This window comes from Halorubrum miltondacostae, assembly GCF_041379815.1.
Classification (GTDB): domain Archaea; phylum Halobacteriota; class Halobacteria; order Halobacteriales; family Haloferacaceae; genus Halorubrum; species Halorubrum miltondacostae.
The window spans coordinates 189,170-209,281 of record NZ_JBEDNY010000002.1 but is presented as its reverse complement, the minus strand read 5'-3'; the positions used below and the strand labels follow the sequence as shown (position 1 = coordinate 209,281).

General features: G+C 68.8%; 23 protein-coding genes, 1 tRNA gene and 1 pseudogene. 19 read left to right on the top strand and 6 right to left on the bottom strand.

Annotated features, from left to right (window positions below; genetic code table 11):
* Positions 1–164 precede the first annotated feature (164 nt).
* The 7 genes and pseudogenes from ABNG04_RS06535 (at position 165) to ABNG04_RS06505 (ending at position 5,337) form a co-directional block, all read left to right on the top strand.
* Positions 165–467 carry a DUF5789 family protein gene (locus ABNG04_RS06535; RefSeq protein ID WP_371161096.1) on the top strand — a complete coding sequence of 101 codons (303 nt, stop codon included), beginning with the start codon at positions 165–167 and terminating at the stop codon, positions 465–467.
* A gap of 123 nt (positions 468–590) precedes the next feature.
* Positions 591–980 carry a DUF7562 family protein gene (locus ABNG04_RS06530; protein ID WP_371161095.1) on the top strand — a complete coding sequence of 130 codons (390 nt, stop codon included), beginning with the start codon at positions 591–593 and terminating at the stop codon, positions 978–980.
* A 36-nt stretch (positions 981–1,016) separates the two neighbouring features.
* Positions 1,017–1,883 (top strand): hypothetical protein, encoded by an 867-nt coding sequence (locus ABNG04_RS06525; protein ID WP_371161093.1) that lies wholly within the window; start codon positions 1,017–1,019, stop codon positions 1,881–1,883.
* Positions 1,884–1,982: 99 nt separating this feature from the next.
* Positions 1,983–3,284: an RNB domain-containing ribonuclease gene (locus tag ABNG04_RS06520; protein WP_371161091.1), complete on the top strand. Its 1,302-nt coding sequence runs from the start codon at positions 1,983–1,985 to the stop codon at positions 3,282–3,284.
* A gap of 92 nt (positions 3,285–3,376) precedes the next feature.
* On the top strand, positions 3,377–3,997 hold the full coding sequence (locus ABNG04_RS06515) for a hypothetical protein (RefSeq protein ID WP_371161089.1): 621 nt from the start codon (positions 3,377–3,379) through the stop codon (positions 3,995–3,997).
* A 57-nt stretch (positions 3,998–4,054) separates the two neighbouring features.
* Positions 4,055–4,381, top strand: a pseudogene (locus ABNG04_RS06510) (MmgE/PrpD family protein); the annotation flags it as partial.
* A gap of 530 nt (positions 4,382–4,911) precedes the next feature.
* Positions 4,912–5,337: a type IV pilin domain-containing protein gene (locus ABNG04_RS06505; protein WP_371161087.1), complete on the top strand. Its 426-nt coding sequence runs from the start codon at positions 4,912–4,914 to the stop codon at positions 5,335–5,337.
* 201 nt (positions 5,338–5,538) lie between these two features.
* Here ABNG04_RS06505 and ABNG04_RS06500 read toward each other — a convergent pair.
* Positions 5,539–5,610, bottom strand: a tRNA-Ala gene (locus ABNG04_RS06500).
* A 259-nt stretch (positions 5,611–5,869) separates the two neighbouring features.
* Here ABNG04_RS06500 and ABNG04_RS06495 point away from each other — a divergent pair.
* From ABNG04_RS06495 to ABNG04_RS06485, 3 genes are all read left to right on the top strand, one after another.
* Positions 5,870–6,658 (top strand): DUF120 domain-containing protein, encoded by a 789-nt coding sequence (locus ABNG04_RS06495; protein WP_371161086.1) that lies wholly within the window; start codon positions 5,870–5,872, stop codon positions 6,656–6,658.
* Complete coding sequence (gene ribB / locus ABNG04_RS06490) at positions 6,658–7,365, top strand: 3,4-dihydroxy-2-butanone-4-phosphate synthase (protein WP_371161084.1); 708 nt, start codon at positions 6,658–6,660, stop codon at positions 7,363–7,365. Before ABNG04_RS06495 ends, ribB begins: the two co-directional genes overlap by 1 nt.
* A 106-nt stretch (positions 7,366–7,471) precedes the next feature.
* On the top strand, positions 7,472–8,401 hold the full coding sequence (locus ABNG04_RS06485; protein ID WP_371161082.1) for a branched-chain amino acid transaminase: 930 nt from the start codon (positions 7,472–7,474) through the stop codon (positions 8,399–8,401).
* A gap of 89 nt (positions 8,402–8,490) precedes the next feature.
* Here ABNG04_RS06485 and ABNG04_RS06480 read toward each other — a convergent pair whose 3' ends face one another.
* Together ABNG04_RS06480 and ABNG04_RS06475 are read right to left on the bottom strand one after the other, a co-directional pair.
* Positions 8,491–9,219 carry a DUF502 domain-containing protein gene (locus ABNG04_RS06480; protein WP_371161081.1) on the bottom strand — a complete coding sequence of 243 codons (729 nt, stop codon included), beginning with the start codon at positions 9,217–9,219 and terminating at the stop codon, positions 8,491–8,493.
* Between the two features lie 93 nt (positions 9,220–9,312).
* The gene (locus ABNG04_RS06475) at positions 9,313–10,152 is read right to left on the bottom strand and encodes a proline dehydrogenase family protein (RefSeq protein WP_371161079.1); all 840 of its coding nucleotides are present in this window, start codon (positions 10,150–10,152) and stop codon (positions 9,313–9,315) included.
* 168 nt (positions 10,153–10,320) lie between these two features.
* Between ABNG04_RS06475 and ABNG04_RS06470 the strand changes: the two genes are divergently transcribed.
* From ABNG04_RS06470 to ABNG04_RS06445, 6 genes are all read left to right on the top strand, one after another.
* Positions 10,321–10,863 carry a CDP-2,3-bis-(O-geranylgeranyl)-sn-glycerol synthase gene (locus tag ABNG04_RS06470; RefSeq protein WP_371161077.1) on the top strand — a complete coding sequence of 181 codons (543 nt, stop codon included), beginning with the start codon at positions 10,321–10,323 and terminating at the stop codon, positions 10,861–10,863.
* 151 nt (positions 10,864–11,014) lie between these two features.
* On the top strand, positions 11,015–11,197 hold the full coding sequence (locus tag ABNG04_RS06465; RefSeq protein WP_086220396.1) for an HVO_0416 family zinc finger protein: 183 nt from the start codon (positions 11,015–11,017) through the stop codon (positions 11,195–11,197).
* Between the two features lie 83 nt (positions 11,198–11,280).
* Positions 11,281–11,439, top strand: a complete 159-nt coding sequence (locus ABNG04_RS06460; protein WP_006111597.1) for a DUF7563 family protein — start codon at positions 11,281–11,283, stop codon at positions 11,437–11,439.
* A 107-nt stretch (positions 11,440–11,546) separates the two neighbouring features.
* Positions 11,547–13,391: a UvrD-helicase domain-containing protein gene (locus ABNG04_RS06455; protein ID WP_371161074.1), complete on the top strand. Its 1,845-nt coding sequence runs from the start codon at positions 11,547–11,549 to the stop codon at positions 13,389–13,391.
* A complete protein-coding gene (locus ABNG04_RS06450; RefSeq protein WP_371161072.1) occupies positions 13,388–14,791 on the top strand; it encodes a M24 family metallopeptidase in 1,404 nt (467 codons plus the stop codon). Before ABNG04_RS06455 ends, ABNG04_RS06450 begins: the two co-directional genes overlap by 4 nt.
* 61 nt (positions 14,792–14,852) lie before the next feature.
* The gene (locus ABNG04_RS06445; protein ID WP_371161071.1) at positions 14,853–15,908 is read left to right on the top strand and encodes a BGTF surface domain-containing protein; all 1,056 of its coding nucleotides are present in this window, start codon (positions 14,853–14,855) and stop codon (positions 15,906–15,908) included.
* 25 nt (positions 15,909–15,933) lie between these two features.
* On the opposite strand, the gene ABNG04_RS06440 is transcribed toward ABNG04_RS06445, so the two are convergent.
* Positions 15,934–16,209, bottom strand: a complete 276-nt coding sequence (locus tag ABNG04_RS06440) for a DUF7533 family protein (protein WP_371161070.1) — start codon at positions 16,207–16,209, stop codon at positions 15,934–15,936.
* A 118-nt stretch (positions 16,210–16,327) separates the two neighbouring features.
* Between ABNG04_RS06440 and ABNG04_RS06435 the strand changes: the two genes are divergently transcribed.
* On the top strand, positions 16,328–16,957 hold the full coding sequence (locus ABNG04_RS06435) for a riboflavin synthase (protein ID WP_371161068.1): 630 nt from the start codon (positions 16,328–16,330) through the stop codon (positions 16,955–16,957).
* Positions 16,958–17,014: 57 nt separating this feature from the next.
* On the opposite strand, the gene ABNG04_RS06430 is transcribed toward ABNG04_RS06435, so the two are convergent.
* Positions 17,015–17,722 (bottom strand): phosphoglycerol geranylgeranyltransferase, encoded by a 708-nt coding sequence (locus ABNG04_RS06430; RefSeq protein ID WP_371161066.1) that lies wholly within the window; start codon positions 17,720–17,722, stop codon positions 17,015–17,017.
* 51 nt (positions 17,723–17,773) lie between these two features.
* A complete protein-coding gene (locus ABNG04_RS06425; RefSeq protein WP_371161064.1) occupies positions 17,774–18,853 on the bottom strand; it encodes a tubulin/FtsZ family protein in 1,080 nt (359 codons plus the stop codon).
* A 74-nt stretch (positions 18,854–18,927) separates the two neighbouring features.
* Between ABNG04_RS06425 and ABNG04_RS06420 the strand changes: the two genes are divergently transcribed.
* Both ABNG04_RS06420 and ABNG04_RS06415 read left to right on the top strand, forming a co-directional pair.
* Positions 18,928–19,590 (top strand): DUF7310 family coiled-coil domain-containing protein, encoded by a 663-nt coding sequence (locus ABNG04_RS06420; RefSeq protein ID WP_371161062.1) that lies wholly within the window; start codon positions 18,928–18,930, stop codon positions 19,588–19,590.
* 7 nt (positions 19,591–19,597) lie between these two features.
* Positions 19,598–20,062 (top strand): DUF7311 family protein, encoded by a 465-nt coding sequence (locus ABNG04_RS06415; RefSeq protein ID WP_371161060.1) that lies wholly within the window; start codon positions 19,598–19,600, stop codon positions 20,060–20,062.
* Positions 20,063–20,112 lie beyond the last annotated feature (50 nt).

The following is a 20,112-nucleotide window of genomic DNA, read 5'->3' as shown; positions in this document are numbered from 1 at the left end:
TCGTGTGCCTACCCCCAATCCTAAATCACCGTTACATAATATAACAGTATTACCGTATTATTTCGGGTATATTCTCCCAGTCGGATGGAGCGCTCCGGCGGGGGCCGCACGAGGGGCCGAGCGGCATCGAAACCATTAGTGTCGCCCGAGCGGAACCGCGGGGCATGAGCGATAACGATGCGGACGACGGAGACGAGGAGGCGGAAGCGGAGCCGGCCGTCGAACTCGGCGACGGGCCGGACGTGGCCGGCGAGCCGGTCGCCCGCGTCGCGTCCCGGCTCACCTGGCCCGCGACGCGAAGCGACGTCCGCGAGCAGGAGGGCGACGCCGAGCTCCGGACGCCCGAAGGGCCGCGCACGCTCGACGACGTGCTCGCGGAGAGCGAGGTGCCGCTGTTCGAGAGCCGGGGCGACTTCGTCCAGGCCGTCGAGGCGGTCGTCGGTCGCGGTCCGGTCGCGACCGAGTAGGCGTCGAACGCGACGATTCTCTTTCCGAACAGCCTCTACCCGTCGCGGCGAGCCGTGGGACCGCGTCCGACGGACGGCGTCCGCGCACCAAACGCTAAGTGGACCGGGGCCGACAGGGCTCCCATGTGGGGCTCCCGCGGGGGTCGAGACCGGCGGACGGTGGTCTGTATCGCGTGCGGAGACTCGGTGTTGCGGGAGGACGCGCGCGAGTACGACAAGGAGGGCGACCGGTGGAGCCGGCGCGACAAGGAGTTCGAGCACCTCTGTGCCGACTGCGACGACGAGCTCTGCCACCAGCCTCGCGACGGGCTCGAGTCGCTACTTCGCGACATCGAGGCGGACGGGCTCTCGGACGAGGAGTTCCTCGGCCGCTACGTCGACGCGGTGACGGACGGCGACGGCGACCGCACCGACGAGGACAGATCGGGAGCGCGCTCGGACCACGGCCAGTCGGACAGGCGGCGTTCCGATCGCGACCGTTCCGGCCGCGACCGCTCCGACCGCGACCGATAGTTCTACACCTCGCGGCTCGGTACCGCGGTCGTACGCATGCCCGCCCTCCACGCAGCGGTAGCGACGCTCGGTCTCGTCGGTACCGGCGGCCCCGCCGATACCGTCGGTCCGGTTTCACTGCTCACCACTGTCGACCCCGTCCCCACCGCCGTCGGTGTGGGCGCGCTGGTCGTGGGCCTCGCCTTCCTCGCGCACGGCGCGGCCGGCGCTCGGAACGCGGTCGGGGTCCTCCGAGCGACCGCGACCGGTCCCGCTAGGCTCGACGGCGCGGAACGCCGGATACGGGTCAGCGGACGCGCCGCCCAAGTCGACGACGAGACGCTCCCCGCGCCGTTCGGCGGCGACCCGTGCCTCTGCGTCGAGTACGACGTTTCTGAGCTTCGCAGTCAGGGGAAAGGGCAGTCGTGGGTCGCGATCGACGGCGGCGAGGCCGGCGTCCCCTTCCAGGTCGACGACGGTGGGACCGGCGTCCGGGTCGACCCGGCCGCGGCGTCGTTCTCGCTCGACGTCGACGAGAAGATCAAGCTCGACGCCGGCGAGGAGCCGCCGGAGCGCGTCCGAGGGTTCATCGACGCGGTCGACGCGGTCGACGACACGGAGACGGGGTACGAGGTCGGCCCGCTCACGATCGGCGACGACCCGCGGCGGCGGTACGTCCAGCGGGCGCTTCGTCCGGGCGACGAGGTGACGGTCGTCGGCGACAGCGAGGCGTTCCCCGGCGCGCCCGTCGGCGAGGTGAAATCGCGGATTGCGGGCGGCTCGCCGTTCGTCGTCTCGGACGCGAGCGTGCGACGGACCGCGCTCAGGCTGGTCGGGGGGGCGGTCGTCCCGCTCGTCCTCGGTGCGGTCGCGCTCGTCGTCGCCGCACTGGCGCTGTCGCCAGCGATCGCGGCGTTCGTCTGAGCTCGCCCGCGCGGGTGGGACGGCGCACTCGGTGGCCCGCCGCGCGCTCGTATCACCCCGCCCGACAGGCCTTTCTAACGGACCCGCGTTGGTGGAGGTATGTCAGACGACGAGCCGAAGCCCGGGTCCGCCGAGGACCAGGGCCCCGTGACGATCACGCCGGAGCTCGCGGACCGACTCGCGGAGAAGCGCGAGGAGCTGTTCGAGGAGTTCGAGATCCGCGACGAGTTCCCGAGCGAGGTCCTCCGCGAGGCGGAGGCGCGGACCGAGGGCGTCTACGAGGAGATCGAAGCCGAGATCGACGACCGCGAGGACCTCCGCGACCTCACCACGTGGACCACCGACCCCGTCGACGCGCAGGACTTCGACGACGCCATTTCCATCAAGCGCGAGGAGGACGCCTACCGGCTGTGGGTCCACATCGCCGACGTCACCCACTACGTCACCCCGGACACCGCGATGTGGGAGGAGGCCGTCGAGCGCGCAAACACCGTCTACCTGCCCGACTACACGATCCACATGCTCCCGCCGGTGCTGGCCGAGACGGTCTGCTCGCTCGTCCCGAACGAGGACCGGCTCGCGCACACCGTCGAGATGGAGATCGACGACGAGACGCTATCCTTCGAGGACATCGACATCTACAAATCGGTGATCAACTCCGACGAGCGGCTCACCTACTCGGAGTGCGAGAACCGCCTCGACGACCCCTCGCTCCCCCTCGGCGCGGAAAACGAGCTCGCCTTCGAGCTCGCGGACCGGATGCACGAGCAGCGCAAGGCGGACGGCTCGCTCGTCCTCAACCCCCGGCGCGACCGCGCACACACCATCATCGAGGAGTCGATGCTGAAGGCGAACAAGGCGGTGACGCACACGCTGATGTGGGACCGTGGCGTCGAGGCGATGTACCGCGTCCACCCGCAGCCGACCCCCGACCAGTGGAACGAGGCGTTAAAAGAGATCCAGGAGCTCGACGGCGTCTCCATCCCAGGCGACGCGTGGGGCGACGACCCGCGGAAGGCGGTCAACGCCGCCCTCGAAGAGTCGCCCGAGCGCCAGCTCAACAAGATCCAGCGCGCCGTGCTGAAGGTGATGCCCCGCGCGAAGTACATGAACGACCCGTTCGGCGGTCACCACGCGCTCAACTTCGACATCTACGGCCACTTCACCTCGCCCATCCGCCGGCTGTCGGACACGATCAACCACTGGATCGTCCACGAGAACGACGTGCCCGAGACCCTCCTCGAACTCTGTGACCACGCCAGCGACAAGCAGAAAGATGGCGAGACCGCCGAGCGGCTCTACAAGCAGTTCCTCCAAGAGCAGGGGCTCGACTCGTACGCGGTCAACAACCGCGGCGTCGAGGTCGTCGAGAACCCAGAGGAAGCGAAGCACACGGCGTAGTCCCCGCGGACCCTTCTATTCCGCCCGAACGCCCGGCTCGCGAGCGCGCAGGACGGCGGGAGATATACACCTGCGCGGCCGCAACGTTCGGTATGAACGGTCACGAACGCGGCAGCGACGCGGACCGGCACGAGGCGGACCCGCTCGAACCGACCGGCGACTCCGAGCGCGACGCGGAACGCGCGGCGACAGTCGGCGGCTTCACCGGGGCGGTCCTCGGCGCTCGGGGCGGCCCCGTCGGGGCCGGCATCGGCGCGCTGCTGGGCGGGTCGACGGGTTACGCTGTCGGCTACGCGCTGAGCGAGATGGAGTCGATGGCGGACGAGGACTTCGGTGACGACGACGGCGACGCCGGACACGAGACGACGGCATCCGACGCAGACGCGACCGAGACCGACAGCGGGCCCGTGACGATCGACGTCCACTCCGAAGGGGAGGACGATGAAGTTCCGGACAACGGAGAGGCTGAGGCGGACCACGACGAAACAGTAGCCGATCACGAGGAAGACGGTCACGACGGTTCCGACGGAGACGAAGACAGCCACCACGAGTCCGACGGAGACGAAGACAGCCACCACGAGTCCGACGGAGACGAAGACGGCCACCACGAGTCCGACGGAGACGAGGACAGCCACCACGAGTCCGACGGAGACGAAGACAGCCACCGCGAGTCCGATGGAGACGAGGGCGACCACGACGAGCACGCGGAGTGATCGGCGCGCGCCTGCCGCGGCGCGAAGCTTGATTGTCTGCGGCGACGACCCGCCGGCATGGTGACTGACCGCATCGTCGAGCACTGTCTGTCGGTCGACGGCGACCGGCCGGACCTCCCGGCGCACCTCCTCGACTGGTTCGCGGTCGCGATCGGCGGCGCGACCCACGCCGACTCCACCCCGGCGGTCCTCGACGGCGTCCGGCGGATCGCGGGGCCGACCCCGGACCCCAACGCCGACGCGACCGCGACGCTCCTGCCGAGCGGCGAGCGGCTCACGCCGGCCGACGCCGCACTCGCGAACGGCGCGCTCGCGCACAGCCTCGACTTCGACGACACACACCTCGCCTCATCGCTCCACCCCGGCGCGCCCGTGATCGCGGCCGCGCTCGCGGCCCCGACAGCCGGATCGACCGCGCTCGCGGTGGGCGCCGCCGTCGCGACCTATATCGAGGAGGTGTACAGCAGCATCCCGACGGCGACGATCGAGACCAGCAGGATCCGCGCGACCATGATGATCCCCATCTGACGGTGCGTGAGGTTGGTTCCCTCGAGTACCTCGGAGACGCTCATACGTCGACGAATTAGCCGAGAGTATTTAATCGCTTCCAACGGGAGGACCGACGCACGGGGTTTCCGGCAGAGCCGGGCTACTCGATCCCGAGCTCGCTGTCGCTAGAGGTCCGAGAGAGGGACGTCATCGCGGGCTCCATGCGCAACGACTTTGTGTCAACGAATGTGACTGTATCTGCCCAATTTTCTTCGTTGATAGCTACGCCATTAGGTACATAAGGGAAATAGGCTTCTGTACACGCAACCAGCAACCGATCCGAACAGGTCGGCGTTCCCTCCGGCGTCAACGGCGACATCCGGATGCGTGCGACTTCGTTCGGCGGTGGCCGCTGGGTTCAAACTATGAAACCAAGCAACCAATCCAACGCGGACGACAGGGCAGTGAGTCCCGTCATCGGCGTCATCCTCATGGTCGCGATTACTGTCATCCTGGCGGCCGTTATTGGGACGTTCGTTCTCGGACTCGGCGATCAGTTGAATGACACCGCACCGCAAGCCAGCTTCGACATCGACAGTTCAAACAGTACATCTGTTAATATTACCAAGACTGGTGGTCAACCGATTCCAGTTGGTAATCTCGTCCTGTCCATTGACGGAGCAAGATACGATGAAGCAAACACGAGCATTTCGGGTGATTGGCAAACCGGGGTAACGGTGACCTACAGTGAAAATACTGGCACCTTCCCGACCAATGAGGATGCGACGATTCAGCTTATCCACGATCCGAGTGGGAACGTGATCTTCGAGGGGACGGGGGACCTCTCATAGGCTGAATATAACTATCTCCATCGGTTTTTTTATTTTATCCTGTATCGTAGTCAGAATGCGTGTATCACCGACTACTGTAGATTTTCAATGTTCACTTGATCCATACATTCATGAAATTATTTCACTAACCGGATATGTAGGCGTGGCATTGATAAGCGTAAATGGGACCCCACAAAGAGGCGGCTAAAAGGAATGAAGGAATGGACTCGCGGGGATTTGAACCCCGGGCCTCTTCCTTGCGAAGGAAGCGATCTGCCACTGATCTACGAGCCCTCATGAGAATACAATTCCTGTTCGTATTTGTACCTTACCTTTCGGCGACCGGTGCGAGAGTGGCTCACATCCGGGCGCCGAACGAGTTCGGCGAGCGGTCGAAGAAACCGCGAAGTCGACCGACACCGACGGGGTTACGTACGTCGCAAGATTACTATACGATCAGTCAATCTCTTTCCGCTGCTGCCTGCCAAATAACGTTTCTGAGAAGCATCACACATTCGTTACCCTTTTGCCTGCGGACGACCGATCGTCTTGTATGTCAGATGCGACGGCGACCGACGCGGAGGCCGACGTGGATCCGGCCGCGATCGCGGCCCTCAAACACGTCGGGCTCGTCGGCGGCCTCTCGGAGACGAAGGTGTCTTGCGCGGCGCTCGGCGACCGCCTTGACGCCTCCACACAGACCGCCTCCCGCCGCCTTCAGACCCTCGAGTCCGCCGGCTACGTCGAGCGCGACGTGGTCAGCGACGGCCAGTGGGTCCGGGTGACGGAGGCGGGCGAGGCCGCGCTCCGGGCGGAGTACGCCGACTACCGCCGCCTGTTCGAGTCGGACATCGAACTGTCGCTTCGCGGCGCGGTCACCGGCGGGATGGGCGAGGGCCGCCACTACATCACGCTGCCGGGCTACGCCGAGCAGTTCCGCGAGCGGCTCGGCTACGACCCGTTCCCGGGGACGCTCAATGTCGACCTCACCGAGGAGAGCGTCCGCCGGCGCGGCGAGATGGCCGGCATCGACGCCGTCCCCATCGACGCGTGGGAGGGCGACGACCGCACGTACGGCGCGGCGACCTGCTACGGGGTCACCCTCGTGGCGGGCGACGAGCGCTACGACGAGGTCCACGCCATCGTCCCCGACCGGACCCACCACGACGACGACCAGCTCGAACTGATCGCGCCGGACCGGCTGCGCGACGCGCTCGCCCTCGACGACGACGACCAGGTGGAAGTCCGCGTCGAGCCGACGAGCCGGGCGGACGGCCCGGACGGCGAGGCCCGCGAGGACGAGGCAGACGGGAACGGCGTCGGCGAGACGGAGGTGGCCTGATGCGGGTCGATGCCGACGCTGACGGGAGAGTCGCCGGCGAGGCCGGGGCGTCCGCTGACTCGACCGAAGCCGTCGAGCGCGCGATCAACGCCTTCCACCAGGGCGAACCGGTGTTGGTTCACGACGCCGACGACCGCGAAGGCGAGACGGACATCCTCTACCCCGCGGGTGCGGTGACCCCCGCCGACCTCGCGCGGCTGCGCAACGACGGCGGAGGGCTGGTGTTCGTGGCGCTGTCGGACGCTGTCGCCGAGGCGTTCGACCTCCCGTTTCTCCACGACCTGATCGACCACCCTGCTGGCCGGTTCGACGGCCTCGGCTATGACGTCCGGCCGTCGTTCTCGCTGACGGTGAACCACCGGGAGACGTACACCGGCATCACCGACGAGGACCGCGCGCTCACGGTCCGGGCGCTGGCCGACGCCGCGAGCGACCCGGAGTCGTTCGACTTCGCCGGCGAGTTCCGCGCGCCGGGTCACGTCCACCTGCTGCGTGGCGCTCCCGGGCTGCTGGCAGAGCGGGAGGGCCACACGGAGCTCGGGCTGGCGCTGGCCGGGGCGGCGGAGCGGCCGCCGGCGGTCGTCGGCTGCGAGATGCTCGATGATGAGACGGGCGATGCGCTCGCGCCCGCGGACGCCGCCGCGTACGCGGCCCGGCGCGACATCCCGTACGTGGAGGGCACGGCGCTCGTCGAGGCGCTGACGTAGCGATCCCCGCTCGCCGTCGACACGCGGACGCGGACGAGCGCGCCGCCTCGCGGCAGCCCCCGACCGGTTGTCACAGTTTTAAGCCCGCCGCCCGCAACGAGTGAGTATGGGATTCGACGAGATGGACGTCGACACGATCTGGAAGAACGGGGAGTTCCTCGACTGGGAGGACGCGACGACCCACGTTCTGACCCACGCGCTCCACTACGGGAGCGGCGTGTTCGAGGGCGTCCGCTGTTATGACACGGATCGAGGCCCGGCGGTGTTCCGGTGGGAGGAGCACCTCGACCGGCTGTTCGACTCCGCGAAGATGTACGACATGGACATCGGGCACTCCCGCGAGGAGATCACCGAGGCGACGCTCGAACTCCTCGACCGGCAGGACCTCGAGTCCTGTTACATCCGGCCGATCGCCTACTACGGCTACGACTCGCTCGGCGTCTCGCCGGAGGGCTGCCCGACCGACCTCGTGCTCGCCGCGTGGCCGTGGGGCGCATACCTCGGCGAGGAGGCGCTTGAGAACGGCGTCGACGTGATGGTCTCCTCGTGGCGGAAGCACGCCTCCTCGCAGGTGCCGACGAACGTGAAGACCACCGGCCTCTACGTCAACTCCATGTTGGCGGGCGAGGAGGCGCGGCGGAACGGCTACGTCGAGGCCATCGTCCTCAACAAGGAGGGCAACGTCGCGGAGGGTCCCGGCGAGAACATCTTCATGGTGAACGACGGCGAGATCTACACCACCGGCCCCGCGCAGTCGATCCTCGAGGGGATCACCCGCGACACCGTGATCACGCTCGCCGAGGAGCGCGGCTACGAGGTCCACGACGAGGCCGTCATCTCCCGCGGGCAGCTGTACACCGCCGACGAGCTGTTCTTCACCGGCTCCGCCGCCGAGGTCACGCCAATCCGTTCGGTCGACGACACCAAGATCGGGTCGGGTACCCGCGGCCCGGTGACCGAGGAGCTCCAGAGCGCGTTCTTCGATCTGGTCGAGCGGCAGACGGACGACCACGACGAGTGGTTCACCTACCTCTGAGCGCGGCAGCCTGACCGCGACCGCCCGAATCCGGGCAGCCATATCTCCTTCCGGGCAGTGCCGTCGGTGTTAGTTCCAACGGAAGCGGGTCACTCGCCCGAACCGCTACCCGCCGAACCATGCCCCTCGGCGGTCGACCCCTCGCCGTCGCCGGGGCTGCCGTCGGTCCGGACGTGTCCGTAGTCGCCCGGCGCGTCCGCGTCGTCGCCGTCGGCGGGGTTCTCCTCGTGGACGGGAACCTGATGGGCGGACTCGGCGAAGCCGGCGGAGAGGACGCGGGTCATCCCCTCCTCGACCGTCTCGCCGGTCTCCTCGATGCGCTCCGGCTCGACCTCGATGACGAAGCCGGTGGTGATGTTCGGCGCGGTCGGCATGAACAAGACGATCTTGCCGTCGCGGGTCTTCTTCCCGGTCCGGAAGGCGGTCATCCGGATCCCCGGCCACGTCTCGATGTACACCGGGCTCTGGAGCTCGTCGGTGCCGGAAATTGCCGTCTCGATCGCGAGCTTCGAGGCGTTGTACACCACCCGCAGCGCAGGAATTCGGTTTATCGCGTCGTCCACCGCCGACTCCGCTAGGCGTCCCAGAGTGGTCCGCATGAAGTAGCCGACCGCGAGGACGACCGTCGCGAACACCGCGAAGGCGATTATCACGCGGGAGACGGGCTCGAGCGGCGCCGGGATGACGTCGGGTTGGAGCCCCTCGATCAGCGGGATCGACGCGATGTACTGGTAGATCCAGCGGAGGACCAACAGGAGGACGAGGAGCGGGGCCAACACGATGAGCCCGCTGGCGAAGTCGCGTTTCCACGTGGACATCTATCGGATCGGTATGTGTCGGCGATGCTTAAGAGGGCTTCCACGCGCCGACACCGTTCGAACGCCGCGTCGAGGACCGGAACGCCCCCGCGACTACGCGCCGAGGACCGCCCGCACTGCGAACGTGAGGTTCTCCTTGCGCTCGCGGACGCGCCGGTAGAAGTACGAGATCCACTTGCCGCCGTACGGCGCGTACTGGTACACGTCGACGTTCTGCGCAGCGAGGTCGCGCTGGGCGTCCTCGCGGACCCCCATCAGCATCTGGACCTCGTAGTCGCCGCCGTGGTCGCGCGCGAGCCGGTCCGCCAGCGAGATCATCTCGGGGTCGTGGCTGCCGACCGCGATCCCCCGGTCGCGGCGTTCGAACAGCGTCGTCAGGTCGTCGCGGTACGCCTCGTCGACGCGCGCCTTCTCGGTGTACGCGATCGACGACGACTCGTCGTACGCCCCCTTCACGAGCCGGATCTTACCGGGGACGTCGACGAGTCGGTCGAGGTCGTCCGCGGTGCGCTTGAGGTTCGACTGGATACACTGGCCGACGCTCCACGGGTAGTCGGCGGCGATCGACTCGAACGCGTCGAGGGTGGCGTCGGTGGTGTCGGCGTCCTCCATGTCGCACCAGACGAACGCGCCGACCTCGTCGGCGCGCGCGACGATCTCGCGGTAGTGTTCCTCGAACAGGTCGGCGGAGATGTCCATGCCGATCTGCGAGGGCTTCACCGAGACGCACGCGTCGAGGCCGCTGCCGGCGATGTCGTCGAGCAGCTGGAGGTAGGCGTCGGTGTCCGCGCGGGCGTCCGCGGGATCGTCGTAGTGTTCGCCGAGCAGGTTCAGGATGACCGCGACGCCGTCCTCGTTCGCGGCGCGGGCGTGGTCGAGGGCCGTCGGGACGCCCTCGCCGGCGACGAACCGCCGGGCGATCGGTGGAATCATATTCCAACTTCCGGTCGGGGCGAAGTTTACATTTGCCGACTCGGCCGCGATGGCCGCCACGTCGCGGCCGCGACGGCGACCGTCGGCCGATCGCGACGGTGCGGGAGAACGGGAGCTGGCGGCGAGCGATCCGGGGTTTATAACACCTCGCGCGCCGCCCGTGGAGACATGATCGGTACGCTTGTCGCGACCGCGTTCTGGGCGATGCTCCCGGCGTACGTCCCGAACAACGCCGCGGTGTTGGCCGGCGGCGGACGCCCAATCGACGGCGGGCGCGAGTGGCACGGCGCGCGGCTGCTCGGCGACGGGAAGACCTGGCGGGGCACCGCGGTGGGGACGCTCGTCGGCGTGCTCCTCGCGCTCGGGCTCAACGCGCTCGCCGACCCCGCGAGCGCCGCGCTCGGAGGCGACCTGCCGACGTTCGCGCTCCCGGCGGCGTTCGCGCTCGCGTTCGGCGCGATGTGCGGCGACATCGGCGCCTCCTTCCTCAAGCGGCGGTCCGGGAGGGAGCGCGGCGCCGCGTTCCCGGGGCTGGACCAACTAGACTTCGTCGTCGGCGCGCTGGGGCTCGCCTTCCTCGTCGACACCGACTGGGCGCTGGCGGTGTTCACGCCGCGCGTCCTCGCGGTCGTCCTCGTGATGACCCCCCTCCTCCACGTCGTCACGAACGTCGGGGCGTACCTCCTCGGCGTCAAGAATGAGCCGTGGTGAGCGGTGACGAATGATCTCCTACGGCGGCCGCTGCGCGTCGAAGTTGCGTATCGCGTCTGTTTTCTTCGAAAATCGATCGTTCGATCGCGCAATTCGCAGCTGCGAGAACGACAGAAAGACATATATGTTGGTGTGTCATACCATGTCACGCATGTCTAGTAGTGCACCCAGCTCGGACGACGACGTGTTCGACGAGTTCCTCTCCGATCACGGCCACGAGACAGAGATCGTACGCTGGGAGCGATCCTATAACAAGCTTCAGTGTCCCGAGTGCGGTGCGCTCCACGAGGAAGGGTCCGCGCGGTGTTCGGTCTGCGACTGGCGGCCGAGCTGACGGCCGGACCGCCCCGGTCCGCGAGTTTTCTTTCCGTCGTACTCCCCGGTAGTATTATGAGGAATTACTCGATAGTGGCTACCATGCCGACGTGTCAGAACTGCGGTTCGTTCGTGACGACGGACTACGTTCGGGTGTTCACCCCGAACGAGGTCGATCGGCCTCGGGTCTGTCCGGCCTGCGAGGACCTGGTCCGCGACGGTGCCGACGTCCGCGAGGCGCGCGCGACCCGGAGCGGGTAGCCGGCCGAGCGAGCGGGAACGCCCCGGTATCCCGTCTTCGGGTCGAGACCACCGCCGACGGGTCCAGAGCCACGGCGTTTAAGGAGAACCGGAATCTGGAGGTAACAATGACTGATACCACAGTGACGCGGCTGTTCGGGGGGCCCGGGAGCGGGAAGACGACCGCGCTCTTGGACCGCGTCGAAGAGATCCTCGACGAGGAGGGCGCCGACGTCCGCGACGTGCTCGTCGTCTCGTACACCCGCGCGGCCGCCGCCGAGATCCGCGAACGGCTCGCCGAGCGACTCGACATCTCGCCGCGCAGCCTCCAAGGGAACGTGAGCACGATGCACGCGAAGGCGTACGAACTGCTCGACCTCTCCCGGGGCGACGTGGTGGGCGAGGACGACAAGGAGTCGTTCTGCGAGGAGTACGGCATCGAGTTCGAGGACCAGCACGGCGGAGCGGGCCGCCGGACCGCGCGCTCGACGACCATCGGCAACAAGATCATCGCCACCTCGCAGTGGCTCCAGCGCACCGAGCGCGACGTGGCCGACTGGTACGACGTGCCCTTCCAGTGGAACGTCGAAGAGGTCCGGCTCCCGCCAGAGGAGGACCCCAACGCCCAGCAGGGGAACAAGTACACGCCGACGTGGCCCTCCGACGACGACCGGATCGACATCCCCGAGACGATCCGGGCGTGGCGGACGTACAAGGGCGAGAACGACCTCGTCGGCTTCGCGGACATGCTCGAACGGGTCGCGCAGCGCTCGCTCGTGCCCAGCGTCGACTACCTGATCATCGACGAGTTCCAGGACATCACGACGCTCCAGTACAACGTCTTCGAGGAGTGGCGGCCCCACATGGAGAAGGTGCTCATCGCCGGCGACGACGACCAGGTCGTCTACGCGTGGCAGGGGGCCGACCCCGACCTCCTCCTCGACACCAACGTCGACGAGGACGTGGTGCTCCCGAACTCCTACCGGCTCCCTTCGGAGATCCTCAACGTTGTCAACGCGGAGATCCGCCACATCGACAAGCGCCAGGAGAAGGACCTCCACCCGCGCACGGAGGGCGGCACCGTCGAGGCAATCGAGTCGCCGTCGATGATCGAGCTCGTCCGGAACGTCCGGTACACCGTCGAGGACGACGAGGGCGACATCATGTGCCTGTTCCGGGCGCGCTACCAGATGTTCGACTTCATCGACGAGTTCATCGACCACGGCATCCCGTTCACGATGCTCACCGACGGGCGAATGTGGACCGACCGGGTCCAAGACTACGTCAGCGCCGTCGAGAAGGCGGAGGCCGGCAACTCCGTCACCGGGCTGGAGGCGCGGCGGCTGGCCGACATGCTCCAAGAATCGGCGTTCGGGACCCACGATCGCGAGGAGTTCTACGACTACCTCGACGACCGCGAGGAGGCGGCCGACGCCGACGACGTCGCCGAGATCGACGTCGCGGCCGACACGCTCGACGAGTACATCCCCTTCATGCCGGACACCGCCAGCGCCGACGACATGGTCCGGAAGGTGACGAGCTTCCAGCGCAAGTCGATGGGCGCGTACTTCGAGGGCGACTACCAGGGGACCGAGCCGACCCGCGTCCGCGTCGGCACGATCCACTCCGCGAAGGGCCGCGAGGCCGACCACGTGTTCGTCGCCACCGACCTCACGGAGAAGGTGGTCGAGCAGATGGCGGCCTCCATCGACGACCCGACCGACGTCGACGGCGTCGAGGAGTTCACGAAGGCGACGAGCCCCGTGCCGGTGCTCACCGACAACGAGCGCCGCGTCTTCTACGTCGGGATGTCCCGCGCCCGCGAGCGGCTCGTGATCATGGAGAGCCTCATCAGCGGCGCGCCGACGCTGCCGATCAGCGTCCTGCTGTTCAACGAGCTCCGCGAGGAGCCGGCCCAAGAGCTCGTCGAGGAGGTCCAGGCGGAGCTGGCCGTCCCCGAGCCCGAGCCGTGAGCGGGAGCGACGCGCCCGGGGACGACACCGGAGAGGGTCTCCGCCCGCTCCGGACCGACCTCCGGCCGATCGTCAAGGCGGTCCGTGCGGCCGACGCGGCCGCGTTCGTCGCTGTCGGCGACCGCTTCGACGACGCCCTGCGCTACCTAACGCGTTTTTTCGGGCCGAACCGGCTGTACGCGCTGGTCGTCGTCCCGGAGGCGGGAGAAGGCGCAGCGACGGACCGGGAGACCGCGGCGACGGACGCACCCGCCGCCCGAGCCGTCTTGTGTGCCCCCGCCCTGTTCCGCGAGCAGGCGAACCGCGAGTTCGTCGCGACCGCGCGCGAGCCGGCCGCAGCGGAAAACGATGACGACGGCGGCGGCGCCAAGTTCCACGACGGCGTCGTCCGCGAGGTGCGGACCGAGAGCGTCGGCGATCACGCCGGCGAGCGCGCGGCCGCGGTCCTGGCGGAACTCGTCGGAGGGGACGGAAACGCGTCCGAGACAGCCGGCCGAACCGTCCTCACGCCCGCGTCGGTCCCGCACGACGCAGCGGTGTATCTCGAGCGCGCGGGCAACGAACTGTCCTCGACCGACGCGGTCGCGACCGCGAGGGCGCACAAGACGCCGGCGGAGGTCGATCGGCTCCGTCGCGTCCAGCGCGCGGCGGTCGCCGGGATGGCCCGCGCCGAGGCGGTGCTCGCGGAGAGCGAGGCCGTCGAGCCAAGCGACGAAGGGACGGGAGCCACCCGTCCCGACGGCGACCGCCGACCCCCGCTCCGCTGGGAGGGCGACCCGCTGACGACGGAGCGGCTCCGCCGCGAAGTGAACGCGGTCCTCGCCGCCCGCGGGGTCCGCGACGCCGGCAACACGGTGATCGGCGCCGGCCCGTCGGCGGCCGACCTCCACTACGTCGGCGACGACCTGATCCGGCCCGGCGAGACGGTCCTGTTAGACATTTCGCCGCGCGGCCCGGACGGCCACTACGGTGACGTGACGCGGACGTTCGTCGTCGACGGCGACGGCGGCTGGGAGCGCCGCGCGTACGTCGCGGTCGAGGCCGCCCGCGAGGCGGCGCTCGCGGAGGTGGAACCGGGCGTTCCCGCCAAGACAGTCCACGGCGAGGCGGCGGCCGAACTGGCCGCGTACGGCTTCGAACCGAACGCCGGAGAGGGCGAGTCCGGGTTCACCCACGGCACCGGACACGGGGTCGGCGTGAGCCTCCACGAGGGACCGTCGCTGTCGGGCGCGGGCGAGCTACAGGCGGGGCACGTCGTCACCGTCGAGCCCGGCGTCTACGACCCCGAGGTCGGCGGCGTCAGGCTGGAGGACCTAGTCCTCGTCACCGAGGACGGCTACGAGATCCTGGCAGAGTACCCGTTGGATATCGGGGCGGCCGGGCGGGAGGACGGCGGATAGCTACGACCGCTGTTTGAGTTACCGTCGGCTCTTTTTCAGCGCCGCCCGAGAGTTGATCCGTATGGCGTCAGAACCCTCCGACGGAAGCGGCGAGACCGGCGAGGTCGAGCCGCCCCGACGTACCGAGACCAAGAGACTTCCGACTGTTACAGCGCTCCTCGTGGCCGCGGTCGCAGTCGTCGGGGTCACGGTCGCCGGGCTGTCGCTCGCAGGGGCCGGAACGGTCGCCGCCGACGAGCCGGCCGGGCTGGAGACGAGCGTCGTCACGGTGAGCGAGAACGGAACGACCGAGATCGGCGTTCGGACCGACGGCACCGACGCGTTCGAGATCGTCATCGGCGACGAACAAGAGGTCGGGTACGTGCTCCGCGCGACGGTGACGCCGAACGACGACGGCGTCACGACGCTCGTGTTCGACCACGCCGAGACCGGGGGCGGCGGAACGCCCCTGACCGCCGAAGGGGACGCGACGGTCGATATCGACCGCGAGACGACCCTCAACGAACCGATCGCCCCCGGCGAGTACGGGATCGAACTGCGCTTCGACGGCGGCGACGTCGACGCCGTCGGCACGGTGATCGTCGAAGAGCGAGACACAGCCGAAGACGGGGACGAAGAAAGCGGAAGCGATCCGAACGAGGGTGGCAGAACCGACGACGGCGAGGAAAGCGAGAAAAGCGAGAGCGACCGGTCGGCGGAGCCGACGACCGTCACCGAGGCAGACGTCGAGGAGGCCGATCTCGTCGTCGAGCCGGGCGAGACCGATGTCTCCGTCTCCGTCCCGCTCGACGACGGCGAGACGGTGGATCTCCGGATCCGCTCGGACACGGACGCAAGTACGGGGTTCATCATGACGGAAGAGACGACCGTCGAGAACGGGTCGGCGAGCGCGACGTTCGAACTGAGCCCGGCGAGCCACGGCGACCGCGCGACGCTCACCGTCCGTGGGAAGGAGAGGCTCGACAAGGAGGTCACTCGCGAGGTGCTCGTCGTCGACGAGTCGATCGGGGTCGGGCAGAGCGGGAACGCGTCCGTCGGCGAATCGCCCGGGTTCGGGATCGTCGCGGGCGCTCTCGCGCTCCTGCTCGTCACTGCGGTCGTCCAACGGCGGACGTGACGGCGATCGGCGTTCGCGCCGGCGGTTAGCGCTCCGGAGAGTCGCTCTCGGACTCTTCCGCTGCGGGCGCGTCGTCGGACCGGAGTTGTCGGGGGAGCAGCCCCGAGATCAACCGGCGGAGGACCCGCGCGGGGTCGAGGAAGTACTGCGGGAGGACGACCATCGCAGCGGCGACGACCAGCAGGCCGGCGCCGAGCGCGACCTCGCCGGCGAACAGGCGGACGACGGCGTAGTTCGCGAGCGGGAGCGCGAAGACGAGCGACGCCGCCAACCCGATCATGTCCAGCACTCCGAGTCGCATCGACCTCCCGTTGATCCCCGGAGGGCAAAAGGGGCCCGGCCGAGACGAACGGCGGTCGGCGAGAGCGACCCCGTCCGGACCCAGAACCGATATCCGTCGCCCGCCCCCACGTTCGGGTATGTTCACCGGCATCGTCGAGGGCACCGGGACGGTCCGCGAGCGCACCGAGACCGACGACGGCCTCCGGCTGCGGATCGGCGTCGACGGGTTCGACGACCTCCACCACGGCCAGTCGATAAGCGTGAGCGGCGTCTGTCTGACGGTCGAGGAGTACGGCGTCGCCGACGGCGGCGGCGAGTGGTTCGCGGTGTTCCTCGCGAGCGAGACGGTCGCGAAGACGTACCTCGGTGAAGTCGAGACGGGCGACGCTGTCAACGTCGAGCGCGCGATGCCCGCTGACGGGCGGTTCGACGGCCACGTCGTCCAGGGCCACGTCGACACCGTCGCCGAGGTGACCGGAATCGAGCGCGTCGGCGAGGACTGGCGGTTCACGTTCGCGATCCCGGAGGGCCACGGCGACTACCTCGTCGACAAGGGGTCCGTGACGCTCGACGGCATCTCGCTGACGGTCGCCGAGAAGCGCGCGGGCGAGTTCGACGTGGCGATCATCCCGACGACCTACGACCTGACGACGCTCTCGGAGAAGTCGGTGGGCGACCCGGTCCACCTGGAGGTGGACGTGATCGCGAAGTACGTCGAGAACATGCTGGACGGCTACGCGGCCGACCCGCGGGCGGCGGACGACTGAGCGCCGGAAGAGACGCTCTCGGCATGAATCGACCGCTTCCGGCAGCAGAACCCCGTTTCAGTCGTCCTGCGCGTCCTTCGCGCCCTTCACCGTCTCGCGGACGGCGTCGACGCCCTCGTCGTGGAGCAGGTCGCCGACGACCACCACGTCGCTGTGGGCGGCCATCTCGTTGGCCGACTTGTAGTCGTGAATGCCGCCGCCGTAGAAGAGCGCGGCGTCGTCCAAGGCGTCGTGGGCGGCCGCGACCTTCTCCGTGTCGCCGAACGTGCCCGAGTACTCGACGTAGACGATCTCCTGGCCGAACATGCGCTCCGCGACCTTCGCGTAGGCGCCCACGTCGTCGGCGGTGAGATCGCAGTCCGCCTCGGTCAGCTGTGCGACCGACGCCTCGGGGTTCAACACAATGTACGCTTCGGTGTGCGTCCGACTCCAGTCGAGGTCGTCGATCCGGACCCACTCCTTGTGTGCGCCGGTGATCCAGAAGGGGCCGCCGGCGTTGAAGACGGTCGGGATCAGGTAACCGTCGAGCGCCGGCGAGTCGATCACGACGCCGGGGTTCGAGGGCTCCTGGTACAGCGGCACGTCGAACTCCGCGGCGGCGTCGACGACGCGGGTCATCTTCTCCGCGGTGACGTCGAGGGTCCCGCCGATCTCGATCGCGTCCGTCCCGGTCCGGCAGACGTCCTCGAAGGTCTCGCCCGGCTGGAGGTCTTTGTCGGGATCGACCTTCAGCACGTGGTCCCAGTCGTCCCACGGGTTGGTCATCGGGCGAGAGTCGGCAGGGCGAGAGTAAAAAGGTGCGGAACCTGCGCCGCCTCAGAGTAGGTCGTCGATCTCGTCGTTCTCGAACGCCGCCGCCGGGTCGGGCTTCTCCTCGCGCTCGTCGCGCACCGCCTGGCGCGCGCGCTTCAGGAACGCCTCGACGCGCTGCGAGCGCTCGACGCCGCCGAGCAGGACGAGGGCGGCGATCCGGTCGGAGTCGAGCGGGAAGTCGCCGCCGCGGACCTGCATCGAGCCCGTCTCCTGTTGAAGCCACTTGCGCGCTTTCTCCGAGCCCTTCCGGGAGATCCGGTCCGGGTCGCCCGCGACCGCGACGAGGGCGGCGTCGGCGTCGGTGGCGCTCGGCAGCGAGAGCCCCGTCATCACCGCGCTCCGGACCGCGCTCGTCACCGTGGTGACGTTCTCCTGCGGGTCTTCGGCCGCGGGCGCGGACGCGAACCCGACCGCGGCCATTCCGCCCGCACGCAGCGTGTTGATCACCTCGCTCGTGTCGACGACAGACTCGGCAACGCCCTCGACGGCCTCGCCGGCGGCCAAGAGGAGGCCGATCCGCTTCGCCATCGAGGCGTTGATCGCCTCGTAGCCGCCCTCGACTGACTCGCCCGCCGAGCGCCACGCGTCGTTGTCCAGAAGGATCGTCGCGTCCGCCTCGCGGACCAGCGTCTTGAGCGACCGGCCGGCGTTCACCTGGTACATCGTCCCCTCGTCGCGGCCGGGGAGGACGCCGATCGCGTACACCGGCACGTCGTACACCTGGTTCAGCTCGCGGACGAGGATGGGCGCGCCGCCGGAGCCGGTCCCGCCGCCGAGGCCGGCGACGACGAAGACGGCCTCCGCCTCGGCAGTGACCTTTGGCGCGAGCGCGTCTAGCACCTCGACGACGTCTTCGTCCATCACTTCGGCGCCGAGTTCGTTGTCGCCGCCGACACCGTGCCCGTTGACCCGCGACTGCCCGACGAGGACCGTTTCGAGCGGGAGGGGATCGAGGTCGGCCGCGGCGGTGTTGACGGCCAGCGCGTCGAGGACCGCACCGTAGCCGGCGTCGGCGTCGAACTCCGCGAGGGCGGTCGTGAGTTTGCCGCCCGCCTGTCCGACGCCGAGGAGGACTGCTTTCATGCGAACACCTACCAGCCCCCCCAACAATACCCTTTCCCCGAGCTTTAAGAGTGGAACCGCGGGCAACGGGTCGCATGCCCGATCACGCGCACGGCGTCGAGTCGTCGAGGACCGTATCTGAGGCGACGGCGGGATCGAACGCGACGACGGGAACGGAGGCGACGACGAACGCAGAAGTAACGAGGGAGACGGCGGACACAGAAGCAACGAGGGAGACGGCGGACACAGAAGCAACGAGGGGGACGGCGGACGCAGAAGCAACGAGGGAGACGGCGGGCGACGAGATCGAGACCCGACTCCGCGCCGTCGAACGGGCGGTCACCGGCGGCGAGACGCGGCCCGCAGACGTGGCCGCCGGTGCGGAGGCGACGGCCGAGCGCGAGCGGCTTGGATCGCGGCTCGACGACCTCGAGGCGCGGGTCGCCGAGTTGGAGTCCGCGACGCAGGCGATCCGCGGCTACGCGGGGGCGATTAGGGCCGTCAACCGCGAGGTCGAGCGTCGCGCCGACCTCGCGCTGGCGCGGGCGACGGCGGCCGGCAGAGACGACGAGAGTGAGGGTCCCGAGCCGGCTACCGGCGGCGAGGGGGCCGTCCCGTCGGAGAGCGCCATCGACGCCGCTCTGCCGGACGACCGGCCGAGGACCGGACCTCGCACCGGCGGTGACGGGAACGACGGAGACGGCGACGGCGGCGCGTGGGCGACGGACGCGCTCGATCGACTCCGGGAGTCACTGTGACCGCCCCGTGATCCGCGTGGTACTCACCGTCCTCGTCGCCGTCGCGCTGCTGGCGGCGTCGATGCCCGCGGTCGAGACTGCTCGGACCGCGACGACGACGGAGCGGATCGGTGTCGAGGCGGACCGGCTGGAGCGGGCGATCGGCGCCGTCGTCGCCGGATCCACTCCCGTGAGCGACCCGGCGATGGCCGCGCAGACGACCGTCCTCGTCCGCGTTCCGGCGGGGTTCGCCGCGGCGGACATCGACCGGGTCGCGCTCGTCGAGCCGTCCAGGGGGGCGAGCGGCGTCGCGCTCGCGTATCGGATCGAGGGGCGTTCTGAGCGGATGCTCCGCGTCGGCACGGGGCCGACCGAGACGGCCGTCGACCCCGTCGGCGGGCCGATCGAGCTCCGGACCGGCGGAGCGAGTCGGATTCGGATCCGGTACGTCGACGACGACGGACCGACGGTCCGGATCAGCCGAGTCGGGTGAGATGGGGACGGCGCGGCGGAGTGGGGCGGGATGGGGGCAGGGAATGGTAG